Here is a 14,705-nt window from a genome sequence, read left to right as displayed (position 1 = left end):
ATCTCCTCAGGGTGAGATACCTTCTTTTTATCTTTTAAATCCACCTTCTGAATGAATAACTTGCCCAGTAATCCACTCAGCTTCTTCACTTACTAAAAATTTAATGAGTCTAGCTGTATCCTTTGGCTCACCAATTCTGCCGAAAGGAAACATCGGCTTTAACCCTTGTTTTATCTCTTCAGTCATCCATCCTGTATCGGTTGGTCCTGGATTAATTGCATTCACTGTTATGCCTAAATGAGCTACCTCTGCTGACAACGTACTAGTAAGAGCATCAATAGCTCCCTTCGTTGTCGCATAAGCTAGTTCTCCTGCCATAGGACCTTGAAATTGCCCCGAAGTAATATTAACAATTCTACCACCAGATTTCTTATCAAATCCCCGGGCAAATTGACTACTTAACAATGTAGTCGCACGGATATTTACCATGTAATGCTTATCTAATTCTTCAGCAGTCAACGTAGAGAAATCATTATTCGTAGAGTACGCTGCATTATTAATTAATATATAAGGGTACCCTAATTGTTCAGTAACTTTATTTATAAGCTCTTTCGGTGCATCATTCCGACTTAAATCTAACTCCATGCTCGATACTCTAACACCGCTTTGCAATAGCTCTTCTTTTAATTGTATTTGTTCATTTTTATCAACGCCCCAAGGCATCTCTTTATCGTAAGCTGTCCAATAGGTAAAAAATATATCGTATCCTGCTTCAGCTAATTCTTTACAAATCGCTGCCCCAATACCATCTAGACGACTTACCCCTGTAACAACTGCTACTTTATTTTTTAATTGATTCATCATATACTCCTCCAAGTTTAAAGGGCGCATACTTTATATAAGAGATATAAAATTTCCCACAAAAAAAGACAGATACATAAAATAGGCATCTATCCTTACAAAAGGGATGTACAAGCCAAATATGCAGTCCTTGAATGATTTACAGATAGCTAAATAAACCCTCACTTATGAGAGAAAAATTCATCTATCTAATTTCTAATCATTACAATTTCATCCACATATTAAGTCTTTGTCCCCTTTACATATATCTCTATTCTTAGTTTACCAAAACAGATAAAATGTTACAAAAAATAAAACAATTACTCACAACCTATCCTTGTTCACATTCTCTTCATTGTGAATCTTTTCACATTGAATATATAATAAACTTGTAAATACAATATTGGAGGGATTTCAATGATTATCAATTTTTTAAGAACTGATAAACGTGCTACTTTCATATTATTACTTTTACGTCTTTACATAGGATATACATGGCTCGCTGCTGGGATAGGCAAAGTCTTCGGACAATCTTTTGACGCAAGTGGTTTTCTAAAGGGTGCTATTGCTCAAGCATCAGGTGACCACCCTGCAGTACAAAGTTGGTGGGCAGATTTTCTTCAACATTTTGTCCTTCCAAACGCAGACCTATTTAGCTTTTTAGTTCAATGGGGAGAAATTTTAGTAGGTCTAGGTTTAATTTTAGGCGGATTAACAAAAACAGCTGCATTTTTCGGAATCATAATGAATCTTTCATTTTTATTAAGTGGAACTGTTAGTGTAAACCCAAACCTGCTTATTTTGACTATGTTCATTTTAGTTGCAGGGCAGAACGCTGGACGTATTGGATTAGATGGCTATGTTTTACCTAAACTTTTCCGTAAAAACAACCACGGAACATATAAATTAAGTAAAACTGCGTAGTAACAGTTTACTTTTAAAATATAAATAAGAAAAAGAGCCTGAGTATAGGCTCTTTTTCTTATTTATCCTAATTTAAACTTTTAACGAGCCACGAAAACCTCTGGCAGCATAGTAAGAGTCTGCTCCATTGTGGTACACGAAAACATGTCCGAAGCGATAATCGCAAAATAGAGCACCACCGAGTTCTCGAATATCTGAAGGTGTTTGCACCCAGCTTGATGATTTCATGTCGAAATCCCCAAGTTTTTGCAATTCCCGATATTGTTCTTCAGTTAATAGTTCAATGCCCATAGCATTTGCAACATCAATAACGTTATTTTCTGGTTTATGTTTTTTTCTTGATTCTAACGCTTCAAGATCATAACAAAGACTCCTGCGGCCTTTAGGACTCTCCTTTGAACAATCATAGAAAGTATATTCGTCCTTTTCTTCATCATAACCAACAACATCCGGCTCACCGCCAGTTACTTCCATTTCGTTAAGTGACCACAATTTTTCATTATTAGTAGTCAGCTTCGCTTCAACTTTAGCCCATTCAAGACCTTCATGACGGTTCATGTTTTCCTCAAAACGAGCTTGTAATACTTTCAATAGCTCTTCACGTTTTTCTACTAGTAAGTCATTTTTATTTCCTGTCATATTAGTCCTCCCTGATGTGTGTACTGATAGTAGTTTAAGTATATATTTTATAATAAATCATCTCAATATGAAGAGCATTTCAACCTTATGTCTTGTACAAACATCCATTATAAAGTCCTAAAACCCTCCATACTCTCTCCAAGAATATAGTGTGAAAACCACATCAAGTTCTGCTTCATAATAGCCACATGAACTCCTGGTTGGTCAGAACTATATGCCATTCCTTTAAATATAATTAATTCTGTATCAACTTCCATATCCATTAATCCTTGATATAGATCATATGCATTTGTAATTGGAATTCTTGCATCCTTTTCCCCATGTTGAATTAAGGTAGGCGTACAAGCTGATTTAATATACGTCATAGGTGATGTCTTCGTATATATATCTGGATCATTCCATGGAGTATTTCCCAAATACATTCTAATAAAGTAAGGTATATCTGTATTTACATAATGGGTACTCCAGTTAGTTATTCCACCGCCAACTGAAATAGCTTTAAACCTGCTACTAAATGTAGAACAGAAAGCTGATACATATCCACCGTTGCTCCATCCCATAACTCCTACTCTATCTTTATCTACTATCCCTTGATCAACTAGTTTATCCACTCCTGATATAACATCGTCGTAGTCAGCAATCCCCTGTTTTCTATAGTTAGCTTTTAAAAATTCATTACCATAACCTGAACTTCCTCTGTAATTTGGTTCTAAAACGATAAAGCCTTTTTCAACAAACTGTTCAATTGGATATTTCTCATTGAAGCAGTCTGAAAATATCGGAAAAGATGCCCAAGCCGGACCGCCATGAATTACTACTAATAAAGGATATTTTTTATTAGTGTCAAACTCTACTGGCGTTGATAAAACACCTTCTATTCCAAGACCATCACTACTTTTCCATGAGATGATTTCCCTGTTACTTTTAAGTTTCCCTTTGAAAAAGCTATTTTCATCCGTTATTTTTTTATCGTCTAAATAGATTTCAAAGGTTTCATTTATTATAGCCTTATTATAGGATATATGTTCTCCATCCTTTGTTATAGAAGCATCCATTATAAAGCCATCTACTTTTTCGCTTAATGCTTCCACAGTGCCATCTTCAGCTAGCAAACCAATAAGATAATTTGTTTTATTCTGCCATCTAATTAAAATTCCTTTAGCTGTCCACTGTAGTGGCATAACTGTACTATCAAAATCTGTTAAAGGTTGAATTACCTCTCCGGTATTCATATCATATATCTCTAACGTACAATCTTGTATATGGTTTCTATAGTAATCCCTCCCTCTTATGCTTGCTGTGTAACATATTTTACTGCCGTCAGGAGAAAAGCAGACGCTACCGCCCAACAACTTATCCACATTCAGCTTTTGTAGCTCTCCAGCTTTAGTATGGAGTATGTATAAATCTCCATTTATATAATCCGCCATATTTGAGCTTGGTGTCGCCATAAACACAATCTTCTTCCCATCATTTGAAATATCAAATTCATGGATATGAAAATCCTTACCATCAGTTAATTGATAAACAACTCTGTTCTCGTGTTCATCTGTATCACTTTGTATTACCTTTTCTATTTCAATGTAATATAAACAATTATTCTGGTGTTCCTTACCTATATGTTGAAAATCTCCATATAGGTCCTTACGTTTCTTTATCTCCTCACATTCTTTTAACTGCGTAACATAATAAAGACCCTTGCCAGTAGGATCCCATTTGAATGTACTAATTCCTTCCTTCTCATCAGTAATTTGAACCTCGCTATAACCACCTAGTGACTTAACAAATATCTGATTTTCCCCATCACCAACTGGACTAAGATATGCGATACACCTAGCATCTGGAGACCATAATGGGTGTGTACTATCTATATCCCCATTTGATAATTGGGAACTCTGCTTCTTATCTTTTTCATATATCCATACATGATTTCTATAAGTATTGTCTTTCCAATCAGCCGTCTTCTTAACAAATGCTACGTTTTTACCATCATCACTTATGTTTGTACTTGATAAGGTTGGTAATGAAATAATCTCTTCTATACTTAGATATGTTTTTTCATTCACTTTCATCAATATACCCCCTTGAAATGTCCATAAATCCCTCGTCTCTTTTTGTCGTAATAAAGGAGATTTTTCACAGATACTTAAAATGATAACGGAAAATTCAGATAAATAAAAGTAAAACATTAATCTATAGGTTTCTATCCACTTACCAATTCTAGATGTTCTTTTTCGGCACAAAAACACCCCTTTAGATAAAATATCTAAAGGGGTGCAAATTTGTAAATTTATTTTAAAGCTATAACTATATTTATTAACCTACCAATCTCCTACTCAACAGTAACAGATTTAGCTAAGTTACGTGGCTTATCAACATCACACTCGCGGTGAAGTGCTGCGTAGTATGAGATAAGTTGTAATGGAATAACTGCTACTAGCGGTGCTAGTGCTTCGTGTACAGCTGGTAATACGAAGCTGTCACCTTCCATTTCTAAGCCTTTCATTGAGATGATACATGGGTTAGCACCGCGTGCTACTACTTCTTTCACGTTACCGCGAATTCCAAGGTTTACGTGCTCTTGTGTAGCAAGTGCGATAACTGGTGTACCATTTTCGATTAAAGCGATTGTACCGTGTTTTAACTCTCCTCCAGCGAATCCTTCTGCTTGGATGTAAGAGATTTCTTTTAGTTTTAACGCACCTTCTAATCCTACGTAGAAGTCTACGCTACGTCCGATGAAGAAACAGTTACGCGTTGTTGCTAAAAATTGTTTTGCTAATGCGTCCATTTCTTCTTTTTGATCACAAAGTTCTATCATTGCATTTGCTACAAGTCCTAGTTCGTGTGTTAAATCGAAATCAAGAACTTCACCTTTTGCTTTAGCAATATCAGCTGCTAAAATTGAAAGTACTGCAAGCTGTGCTGTATAAGCTTTCGTTGATGCAACTGCAATTTCTGGTCCAGCGTATAATGGAAGTGTATAATCAGCTTCACGAGAAAGAGTAGAACCAGGCACGTTTGTAATTGTTAATGCTTTATGACCCATTTCATTTGTTTGTACAAGTACTGCACGGCTATCAGCTGTTTCACCACTTTGTGAAATGTAAATGAAGAATGGTCTTTCTGTTAATAATGGCATGTTGTAAGAGAATTCACTTGCTACATGTACTTCAACTGGCATTTTTGCAAACTTCTCGATAAATTGTTTTCCAACAAGACCTGCATGATAACTCGTTCCACATGCAATGATGTAAATACGATCGCTATCTAAAATCGCATTGCGGATGTCTTGATTTAATTCAATTTCGCCATTTTCATCTTGATACTTTTGAATTATATTACGGATTACAAGTGGTTGCTCATCGATTTCTTTAAGCATGAAGTGAGGATATGTTCCCTTTTCAATATCACTTGCGTCTAATTCCGCTGTAAAAGGTGCACGTTCAATCGTTTCACCTTGTAAGTTTTTAATTGTAATACTTTCTTTCGTTACGATTACGATTTCTTTATCCATTAACTCAATAAATTGATCTGTAACTTGTAACATCGCCATAGCGTCGCTTGCCACAACATTAAAGTTGTCACCAACACCTACTAATAGCGGGCTTTTGTTTTTAGCAACATAAATCATGTTTGGATTTTCAGCATCAAGTAATCCGATTGCATAAGAGCCATGTAAAAGAGATAGCGTATTACGGAACGCTTCTTCTACACTTAATCCTGTGCTCACTTGTTGTTCCATAAGCTGTACGATAATCTCTGTATCTGTTTCACTTACGAACGTTACATCTTGTAAATATTCCTTTTTCACTAATTCATAGTTTTCAATTACACCGTTATGAACTAGTGTAAAGCGTTTTGATGTACTTTGATGCGGATGCGCGTTTACTTTACTTGGAACACCGTGTGTAGCCCAGCGTGTGTGTCCGATACCTACGCTTGCTGCTACGTTCTCATCTACGATTTCACGAAGTTTTGCGATACGGCCTTTTTCTTTGTATACAACAACACCGTTCTCTGCTTGTACTGCAATACCTGCTGAATCATATCCACGATATTCTAGCTTTTCTAAACCTTTTAATAAAATTTCCTTTGCATCTTGCTCTCCAATAAATCCTACGATTCCACACATGTTTAGTCGCCGTTACAAATGCTTACACTGCTCTGCGAACATGTAACGACATAGTCCGATACCATTTTTATTTATACTAAAAAACGGATTACATATTGCTAGCCCTGTAAGCTTGTAACGGCTTTCACCTTCCTCTCGATTGGGTTTAAGTCCGTATATACTTATACAGCTAGTTTTCATCCGTTCCTCTTCTCTCATCACACTTTCACCTTTGTCCACTAAGTCACCTTAATGATTTAAGTAAAAGTTTGCGGTTGTGATGAACAACCGGGAGTCATCCGCCGAAATCTCGATAAACCCCACCTCGTCAACTACACTATTTGTAGTTCTGGCGCTTTTATAATTTACAATATTTCCTTTGAGAAAAAGAACAAGACCATCTTATAACAAACATGGATAAACCGTCAATGAAATTTTTTTCATCGTCTATAAAACATATGAAAAAGGAGCACTTTTTGTGCTCCTTTTTCATATAAATTCAGCTAATTATTCAGCGCCAACTTCGGCTTTCACAACTTCTACAATTCGATGTACATATGCATCACAAACTTCTTGTGTTGGTGCTTCTGCCATTACACGAATAAGTGGCTCTGTTCCAGATGGACGAACAAGAATACGGCCATCACCGTTCATTTCTTCCTCTACAACACGAATAATTTCTTTAATTTTTTCATTTTCTAATGCTAATTTTTTATCTGTTACACGAACGTTTACTAGCAATTGTGGGAATTTCGTCATTTCTCCTGCAAGCTCAGATAATGGTTTTTTCGTCATTTTCATGATGTTTACAAGTTGAAGTGCACTTAACATTCCGTCACCAGTTGTAATGTAATCAAGTAAGATAATATGGCCTGATTGTTCTCCACCTAAGTTGTAACCACCGCGTTTCATCTCTTCCATTACGTAGCGGTCACCGACTGCTGTTTTATCACTTGTAATATTATTTGCTTCAAGTGCTTTGTAGAAACCTAAGTTACTCATAACAGTTGAAACAACTGTATTATGTTTTAATTGACCAGTTTCTTTCATGTATTTCGCACAAATAAACATAATTTGATCACCATCAACGATATTTCCTTTTTCGTCTACAGCAATTAAACGGTCGCCATCGCCATCAAAAGCAAGTCCGATGTCAGCACCTTTTTCTTTTACTAATTCAGCTAATACTTCTGGATGTGTAGATCCTACACCTTCGTTAATATTCATACCGTTCGGTGAAGTCCCCATTGTTGAAATATCAGCTTCTAAATCTGCAAATAAGTATGGAGCTAAAGAAGATGTGGCACCATGTGCACAATCTAAAGCAATATGTAGGCCAGAGAAGTCTTCTTCAACAGTTTGTTTAATGTATTGTAAATATTTTTGTCCACCTTCAAAGTAATCGCTCACTTGTCCAAGGTTAGTACCTGTTGGACGTGGTAGTTCATCAACTTCTTTGTCTAATAAAGCTTCAATTTCAGCTTCTTGCTCATCTGTTAATTTAAAGCCGTCTGAACCAAAGAATTTAATACCGTTATCTTGTACTGGATTATGAGATGCAGAAATCATAACACCCGCTTGTGCGTCTAGTGCTTTTGTTAAATAAGCAACACCCGGTGTAGAAATAACGCCAAGGCGCATTACTTCTGCTCCAGTTGATAATAGACCTGCTACTAAAGCTCCTTCTAACATATGGCCAGATACACGTGTATCACGACCGATAATTACTTTTGGACGATCTGTATCTTTTGTTAATACATAACCACCAAAACGCCCAATTTTGAAAGCTAATTCAGGTGTTAACTCCTTATTTGCAACTCCGCGTACTCCATCTGTACCAAAATATTTACCCATTATGATTCGCTCCTTTTTCTTGCTCTTTTTGATTATGGTTATCTACTGTTGGTTCTTGACTAGTTTCTTTATCTTTATCTTGATTTTGGTTTTGATTATTTTCCTGTTCCGTTTCCTTTTCTGGATCGGGTTCAGGATTTTTTGGCTTCTCATTTTGATTTTCTTGATTGGTGTTTGAATCCGGTTGTTGACCGTTACCCTGTACTTCTTTATCTGGTTTTTCTTTTTTTACAATAGTAACTTTAGCACTTTTTTGTTTTGGCTCTATTGAAATATTACCAGGACCACTCACTTGAATAGAAATATCTTTCGTCCCTGAAGATACATTTTGCAGATTAATTACCGCTGTTATTTGGGCAGCTGTTATTTTATCTACTATACTTGCTTCTCCTGAAATATCAACACTTATCTTTTCATCTTGCGGCGAAATTAGCTGAGCCGTAACATCTTTAGAAAGTCCATTTTTTTGGATTGGGATACCATCAATCGTTTTTGTTTTCGTTTGCTTTGTTTTTTGTACTCCCACCGAAACCTTCACTTGATTCGGTTTTGCACTTGTTACACCCTTGGGTAATAAAACAGAGGCATCGAATGTTGTAGACTCTGTCAATTGACTAAAATCTACTTCGACCCCCTCTAGCGATTGTATATTATCCAAAATATCTTTTGGACCAGCTATCGTTACTTCTCTCGGCTCGACACTGATATTTGTAACTGCCAACCCTTCTGCTAAACTCCCCTTCTTCGTATACGTTACAGGAACAGTTTTTTCAGTATTATTGGCTGTAGTTTGCGTTGCCACATTCAACGTTACACTAATCTTAGATGGACTTGTTCTTACATTTAAACGTTTTCCTTCTTTATTGTATAATGTAACTTCGGGCGTTTTTGTAACAGTTTTATTAACACCTTTTAAATCAACATACGCTTTGGCAGATGAAATGCTTTCAATTTCTTCTTTCGTCCCAACTACCTCAACAGTATCCGGTTTAAGGCTTGATTTTTCGAGAGTAGCCCCCGCTGGCATCTGATCCTCATTTGATAATTTCAAATCTACATGAACATATTTTCTCGCCTTTTCATGAAGAGTAACTTTAATTGTTGATGGCTGAACTGTTCCTTTCACATCATCTGGAAGCCCGTTCGTTTTTAAAGAAATCTCATAAGTTCCTTTTGGACTATCTCGCAAATCAATTGGTATGTCAAATTGTTTTTTTGCTTTTGCTGTAGCAACTGATGCTTTTGGGCCTTCTAACTTCACCTTAACGCCCTCTGCTGGAATACCACTTACAATATATTTCTCCTCATCATACTTAAGGTTAATCGCATAATTAGTTAATGTTTCTTTCGTATCATTTGCAAAAGGTAATATACCTGATGTCGTATTTTTTTCAGTTAACGTCGCTGACATAAAAAGCATACACGCCAATAGTAATGAGATCCCTTTTAAAAACCAATGATTCTCCATTAACTTATCCATGACGCTTTCTCCTCCAATTCCATAAAGACGAAGAAGTCGTTTTTTCGTTCCCACTAAATTCAGCTAATAACATATCCTTCAGCTGTTCTGTCTTCAAATCACGATGCAACTTACCATTTTTCGTTAAAGAAATTTGACCAGTTTCTTCAGACACAACTACTGTAATACTATCAGTAACTTCACTAACTCCCATTGCAGCACGATGTCTAGTTCCTAATTCTTTAGAAATAAACGGACTTTCTGATAATGGAAGATAGCATGCTGCTGCTTTAATTGTACTTCCTTGCATAATTACCGCTCCGTCATGAAGAGGTGTATTTGGAATGAAAATATTAATAAGTAATTCCGATGATACGTTTGCATTCAGCGGAATACCCGTTTCCACATAATCACCCATACCGGTCTCTTTTGACAAAGTAATCAATGCACCAATTCTACGTTTCCCCATATATTCGGTTGCTTTTGCTATCGCTGTTGCAACCATTTCAGGTTCATCATCCTCATGCGTTCCAACACGCGAAAATAAACTCCCGCGCCCTAGCTGCTCAAGTGCTCTTCGCAATTCTGGCTGAAAGATAATAATAACGGCTAAAAATCCCCACGTTAATACTTGTTCAGTTAGCCAAGATAGCGTATGCAATTCAAGGAAAATACTAATCATCTTAACGACAATGATAACTGTAATCCCTTTTAAAAGTTGAACAGCTTTCGTCCCTCGGATTATAAGAATTAGCTTATATATAATAAACCATACAATGGCAATATCTAATGCCGTACTAAGATATTTCAAAATGGTCGTATCTTCAAAAGGCATGCTATCCCTTCCTCCTACTTACGAGCAATTCTATCCATATATTGAAATATTGTTTTATGCTCTATCTGTATGTATTTCCAACAACTAGTTAATTATACCATACATGAAATAAACGACAATTACAAACAACCCCCTTTAGCTCAAATTGGTAAGATGTCAAACATTTTTATCTTACAGTATAATATAAATCATTATTATACGCCTATTTTCAAATAAAAAAAGCAACTTCTCAGTTGCTTTTCTTACATTTATTTTAGTTTTTCACCGAATAAAGAACCCATTAAAGCAACTGCTGTTGTTGCCGTTCTATTTCTCTCATCTAAAATCGTATTTACCTCAACAAATTCAGCAGATGTGATAATATCAGCTTCCGCTAACATTTCCATCGCCAAGTGGCTTTCACGATAAGATAGACCACCAATTACAGGCGTTCCAACACCTGGTGCATCATGAGGATCAAGACCATCTAAATCTAATGATAAGTGTACACCATCAGTATGAGATAAATATGCGATTGTTTCTTCCATAACAGCCGTCATCCCCATACGATCAATTTCATGCATCGAGAACACTTTAATACCTTCGTTGCGAATGAAGTCTTTTTCTCCTTCATCTAATGCACGCGCACCGATAATTACAACATTCTCTTTTTTCACCTTTGGATATGCTCCGTATAAATCTACAAGTGAAGAATGTCCATAACCTAAACTTGCTGCAAGTGACATACCGTGAATATTTCCAGATGGTGAAGTTTCCTCTGTATTTAAATCACCGTGTGCATCATACCAAATAACACCTAAGTTTTTATAATGTTTGGCTACACCAGCTAATGTACCGATAGCAATACTATGGTCACCACCTAATACAAGTGGAAAACGACCTTCTTCTATAATATGATCCACCTTACTTGCTAATTCATTACATACAGTTGCAACTTGTGTAAGGTTTCTTAATTTTGTATTTTCATCTACCTCTTTTTCTCTCTCTATACATATATCTCCCATATCTTTAACGTCATATCCAATTTCTTCAATTCTTTCAATTACCCCTGCATAACGGATCGCGCTCGGTCCCATATCAACTCCACGACGCATCTGTCCTAAATCCATTGGAACTCCAATAACTGAAATTTCTTTTTTCATAGATAGTATCCCCCTTTTATGCCTTCACTAAATATTTTAAATCTTTTATATAGTCTGACTCAACTCGACATTTTTTTGTATGGATATACAATTTATTCACTTATATTCACGTTGAAAATCAAATTTCAAGACTATTCTATGTATAAAGTTAACTTAATGAAACAATCGCAATCACTATTATCAAATAATAATAATAAAACACTCCTACATTTAGAAGTGTTTTTCTGACGCTATTTTCCATACTGCTGCAATATTCTTCGTTGTCATTTCAATATTTTCTTCTGCTACTCTATATGCTTCCTCTAGTGTCATCGGTCTCGTTGTAATACTAAATACCGCATCTATTCCTTTCTCGTAAACAGCTGGATAATCAGATGATACAGACCCTCCAATAGCAATTACAGGCACAGAAAAACGTTTCGCACGCCCCGCAACACCAACAGGAGCCTTCCCATATGCAGTTTGTTCATCTATTCTACCTTCACCAGTTATAATGAGATCTGCATCTTCTATATGTTTATCGAAATTTGTATAATTCAATACAATTTCAATGCCCCTTCGCAAGTCCCCCTTTAACACTGAAATAACAGCTGCTCCCATTCCTCCCGCTGCCCCTGCACCAGGTATTTCAGATACATCAAAAGATACATATCGTTTAAGGATATTCGCGTAATGTTTTAAATTCTCATCTAGCTCTTTCATCATCTCTACATTCGCACCCTTTTGTCTCCCAAATACGAAAGATGCTCCCTGCATTCCGACTAATGGATTATCCACATCACAGGCCGCTTCTATCTTTACCCCCTTTAAGCGTGGGTCCAGTTGTGAAAAATCAATAGCAACAATTGAATGTAATGTGCCTCCAGATGGATTTATTACTTCATCCTTGTCATTTATAAATCTTACTCCTAAAGCTGCTAACATACCTGCCCCACCATCATTTGTAGCACTTCCTCCAAGTCCTAAAATTATGTACTTCACTCCTTGATCTAGCGCATGTAATATAAGTTCTCCTGTTCCTTTTGTCGTTGTAATAAGTGGATTGCGCTTTTCAACTGGAACGTGCTGTAATCCTGATGCTGCTGCCATTTCAATAAACGCTGTCTTTTTATCTTTAGAAATGCCATAAAAAGCTTGTACACCTTGTCTAAGCGGTCCTGTCACACTAATTGATATAATTCTCCCCCCTGTAGCATCAACAAGTGATTCAACCGTCCCTTCTCCTCCATCTCCAATTGGTATTTTTACATACTCTGCATTAGGAAAAATCGCTCTAAAACCTTTTTCAATAGCTCCACATACTTCTATAGCTTTTAGGCTTTCTTTATATGAATCAGATGCAATAACAACTTTCATAATTATCCCCCCATCCCTTATTTTTACGTTTTCTTCATTTTAAACGATAAATATAAAAGTTGTCTTTTTAAACACAAAAAAGCTTACATCGTATGATGTAAGCTTTTTCTATTTAGATGGAGCCTAGCGGGATCGAACCGCTGACCTCCTGCGTGCAAGGCAGGCGCTCTCCCAGCTGAGCTAAGGCCCCTTAGTAATAAAGCGGAAGACGGGATTCGAACCCGCGACCCCAACCTTGGCAAGGTTGTATTCTACCACTGAACTACTTCCGCGAAAATGGTGAGCCATGAAGGATTCGAACCTTCGACCCTCTGATTAAAAGTCAGATGCTCTACCAACTGAGCTAATGGCTCGTAAATGGCTGGGCTAGCTGGATTCGAACCAGCGCATGACGGAGTCAAAGTCCGTTGCCTTACCGCTTGGCTATAGCCCATTAATATTTACTAGTATGGTTATCTTCTCAAAAAAATAAACCCTTTCAGGTTATTTTAAAGAAAATGGTGGAGGGGGGCAGATTCGAACTGCCGAACCCGAAGGAGCGGATTTACAGTCCGCCGCGTTTAGCCACTTCGCTACCCCTCCGACATTTAAACATATATGGTGGAGGATGACGGGATCGAACCGCCGACCCCCTGCTTGTAAGGCAGGTGCTCTCCCAGCTGAGCTAATCCTCCAAAAGTGGTGACCCGTACGGGATTCGAACCCGTGTTACCGCCGTGAAAGGGCGGTGTCTTAACCACTTGACCAACGGGCCAAAAATTTAAAAACTTTTCCAAGCTTCCAACCGGGCTTGAACCGGTGACCTCTTCCTTACCATGGAAGTACTCTACCAGCTGAGCTATGGAAGCATAATGGCTCCGCAGGTAGGAATCGAACCTACGACCGATCGGTTAACAGCCGATAGCTCTACCGCTGAGCTACTGCGGAATAATACAAGCCTGGCAACGTCCTACTCTCACAGGGACAAGGTCCCAACTACCATCGGCGCTAGAGAGCTTAACTTCCGTGTTCGGTATGGGAACGGGTGTGACCTCTCTGCCATCATTACCAGACTTTTATCATTATACACATTCTTTTCAGAATGTCAAAAGGAATTTTAAATATATATTCCTTCAAAACTAGATAACATTGCTACATATTATATGGTTAAGTCCTCGATCTATTAGTATTCGTCAGCTCCACATGTCACCATGCTTCCACCTCGAACCTATCAACCTGATCATCTTTCAGGGATCTTACTAGCTTACGCTATGGGAAATCTCATCTTGAGGGGGGCTTCATGCTTAGATGCTTTCAGCACTTATCCCTTCCGCACATAGCTACCCAGCTATGCCCTTGGCAGAACAACTGGTACACCAGCGGTGCGTCCATCCCGGTCCTCTCGTACTAAGGACAGCTCCTCTCAAATTTCCTACGCCCACGACGGATAGGGACCGAACTGTCTCACGACGTTCTGAACCCAGCTCGCGTACCGCTTTAATGGGCGAACAGCCCAACCCTTGGGACCGACTACAGCCCCAGGATGCGATGAGCCGACATCGAGGTGCCAAACCTCCCCGTCGATGTGGACTCTTGGGGGAGATAAGCCTGTTATCCCCGGGG

11 protein-coding genes, 9 tRNA genes and 2 rRNA genes (1 of these 22 only partly in view) are annotated in these 14,705 nt (G+C 37.6%); 1 reads left to right on the top strand and 21 read right to left on the bottom strand.

The window, feature by feature from the left end; translation table 11 throughout:
* Positions 1–27: 27 nt before the first annotated feature.
* Positions 28–804 (bottom strand): SDR family oxidoreductase, encoded by a 777-nt coding sequence (locus MHI26_RS00990; RefSeq protein ID WP_061666748.1) that lies wholly within the window; start codon positions 802–804, stop codon positions 28–30.
* Positions 805–1,197: 393 nt separating this feature from the next.
* On the opposite strand from MHI26_RS00990, the gene MHI26_RS00985 reads away from it, so the two are divergent.
* Positions 1,198–1,704 (top strand): DoxX family membrane protein, encoded by a 507-nt coding sequence (locus MHI26_RS00985; RefSeq protein WP_061666749.1) that lies wholly within the window; start codon positions 1,198–1,200, stop codon positions 1,702–1,704.
* A 72-nt stretch (positions 1,705–1,776) separates the two neighbouring features.
* Here the strand turns inward: MHI26_RS00985 and MHI26_RS00980 are convergent, their stop codons facing one another.
* The 20 genes from MHI26_RS00980 to MHI26_RS00885 form a co-directional block, all read right to left on the bottom strand.
* A complete protein-coding gene (locus tag MHI26_RS00980; protein ID WP_061666750.1) occupies positions 1,777–2,343 on the bottom strand; it encodes a DUF4256 domain-containing protein in 567 nt (188 codons plus the stop codon).
* 107 nt (positions 2,344–2,450) lie between these two features.
* Entirely contained in the window at positions 2,451–4,415 is a 1,965-nt protein-coding gene (locus MHI26_RS00975; protein WP_061666751.1) for a S9 family peptidase, read from the bottom strand.
* A gap of 260 nt (positions 4,416–4,675) precedes the next feature.
* Positions 4,676–6,478, bottom strand: coding sequence for a glutamine--fructose-6-phosphate transaminase (isomerizing) (gene glmS / locus MHI26_RS00970; RefSeq protein WP_000334155.1), 1,803 nt, complete (start codon positions 6,476–6,478; stop codon positions 4,676–4,678).
* 12 nt (positions 6,479–6,490) lie between these two features.
* Complete coding sequence (locus MHI26_RS00965; protein WP_001206405.1) at positions 6,491–6,676, bottom strand: hypothetical protein; 186 nt, start codon at positions 6,674–6,676, stop codon at positions 6,491–6,493.
* 288 nt (positions 6,677–6,964) lie between these two features.
* Positions 6,965–8,311 (bottom strand): phosphoglucosamine mutase, encoded by a 1,347-nt coding sequence (gene glmM, locus MHI26_RS00960; RefSeq protein ID WP_000521479.1) that lies wholly within the window; start codon positions 8,309–8,311, stop codon positions 6,965–6,967.
* A complete protein-coding gene (locus tag MHI26_RS00955; protein ID WP_000359593.1) occupies positions 8,304–9,791 on the bottom strand; it encodes a CdaR family protein in 1,488 nt (495 codons plus the stop codon). Before MHI26_RS00955 ends, glmM begins: the two co-directional genes overlap by 8 nt.
* Positions 9,784–10,605 (bottom strand): diadenylate cyclase CdaA, encoded by an 822-nt coding sequence (gene cdaA, locus MHI26_RS00950; protein WP_001115695.1) that lies wholly within the window; start codon positions 10,603–10,605, stop codon positions 9,784–9,786. The genes MHI26_RS00955 and cdaA overlap by 8 nt, the downstream gene beginning before the upstream one ends.
* 248 nt (positions 10,606–10,853) lie before the next feature.
* Entirely contained in the window at positions 10,854–11,747 is an 894-nt protein-coding gene (rocF, locus tag MHI26_RS00945; RefSeq protein ID WP_000711565.1) for an arginase, read from the bottom strand.
* 210 nt (positions 11,748–11,957) lie between these two features.
* Positions 11,958–13,103, bottom strand: coding sequence for a glycerate kinase (locus MHI26_RS00940; protein ID WP_000869580.1), 1,146 nt, complete (start codon positions 13,101–13,103; stop codon positions 11,958–11,960).
* 117 nt (positions 13,104–13,220) lie between these two features.
* Positions 13,221–13,293, bottom strand: a tRNA-Ala gene (locus MHI26_RS00935).
* Between the two features lie 10 nt (positions 13,294–13,303).
* A tRNA-Gly gene (locus MHI26_RS00930) sits at positions 13,304–13,375 on the bottom strand.
* Positions 13,376–13,380: 5 nt separating this feature from the next.
* Positions 13,381–13,456, bottom strand: a tRNA-Lys gene (locus MHI26_RS00925).
* Between the two features lie 5 nt (positions 13,457–13,461).
* Positions 13,462–13,536: transfer RNA gene (locus tag MHI26_RS00920), tRNA-Gln, on the bottom strand.
* A 65-nt stretch (positions 13,537–13,601) separates the two neighbouring features.
* Positions 13,602–13,685, bottom strand: a tRNA-Tyr gene (locus tag MHI26_RS00915).
* Positions 13,686–13,701: 16 nt separating this feature from the next.
* A tRNA-Val gene (locus MHI26_RS00910) sits at positions 13,702–13,777 on the bottom strand.
* Positions 13,778–13,782: 5 nt separating this feature from the next.
* A tRNA-Glu gene (locus tag MHI26_RS00905) sits at positions 13,783–13,857 on the bottom strand.
* A 21-nt stretch (positions 13,858–13,878) separates the two neighbouring features.
* A tRNA-Thr gene (locus tag MHI26_RS00900) sits at positions 13,879–13,951 on the bottom strand.
* Positions 13,952–13,955: 4 nt separating this feature from the next.
* Positions 13,956–14,030, bottom strand: a tRNA-Asn gene (locus MHI26_RS00895).
* Positions 14,031–14,039: 9 nt separating this feature from the next.
* A 5S ribosomal RNA gene (gene rrf / locus MHI26_RS00890) occupies positions 14,040–14,155 on the bottom strand.
* A gap of 90 nt (positions 14,156–14,245) precedes the next feature.
* Positions 14,246–14,705 (bottom strand): 23S ribosomal RNA (locus MHI26_RS00885); it runs 2,462 nt beyond the window's last position.

Source organism: Bacillus sp. FSL K6-1218 (genome assembly GCF_038006445.1).
GTDB classification, from domain to species: domain Bacteria; phylum Bacillota; class Bacilli; order Bacillales; family Bacillaceae_G; genus Bacillus_A; species Bacillus_A thuringiensis_S.
This window is presented reverse-complemented; position numbering and strand designations above follow the sequence as displayed.

What these genes read in the sequence shown, in the direction of transcription:
- cdaA (WP_001115695.1), bottom strand. Translation starts at nt 10,605, where the DNA reads ATGCCTTTTGAAGATACGACCATTTTGAAATATCTTAGTACGGCATTA.
- MHI26_RS00940 (WP_000869580.1), bottom strand. Translation starts at nt 13,103, where the DNA reads ATGAAAGTTGTTATTGCATCTGATTCATATAAAGAAAGCCTAAAAGCT.
- MHI26_RS00965 (WP_001206405.1), bottom strand. Translation starts at nt 6,676, where the DNA reads ATGAGAGAAGAGGAACGGATGAAAACTAGCTGTATAAGTATATACGGA.
- glmM (WP_000521479.1), bottom strand. Translation starts at nt 8,311, where the DNA reads ATGGGTAAATATTTTGGTACAGATGGAGTACGCGGAGTTGCAAATAAG.
- MHI26_RS00955 (WP_000359593.1), bottom strand. Translation starts at nt 9,791, where the DNA reads ATGGATAAGTTAATGGAGAATCATTGGTTTTTAAAAGGGATCTCATTA.
- MHI26_RS00990 (WP_061666748.1), bottom strand. Translation starts at nt 804, where the DNA reads ATGATGAATCAATTAAAAAATAAAGTAGCAGTTGTTACAGGGGTAAGT.
- rocF (WP_000711565.1), bottom strand. Translation starts at nt 11,747, where the DNA reads ATGAAAAAAGAAATTTCAGTTATTGGAGTTCCAATGGATTTAGGACAG.
- MHI26_RS00975 (WP_061666751.1), bottom strand. Translation starts at nt 4,415, where the DNA reads ATGAAAGTGAATGAAAAAACATATCTAAGTATAGAAGAGATTATTTCA.
- MHI26_RS00985 (WP_061666749.1), top strand. Translation starts at nt 1,198, where the DNA reads ATGATTATCAATTTTTTAAGAACTGATAAACGTGCTACTTTCATATTA.
- glmS (WP_000334155.1), bottom strand. Translation starts at nt 6,478, where the DNA reads ATGTGTGGAATCGTAGGATTTATTGGAGAGCAAGATGCAAAGGAAATT.
- MHI26_RS00980 (WP_061666750.1), bottom strand. Translation starts at nt 2,343, where the DNA reads ATGACAGGAAATAAAAATGACTTACTAGTAGAAAAACGTGAAGAGCTA.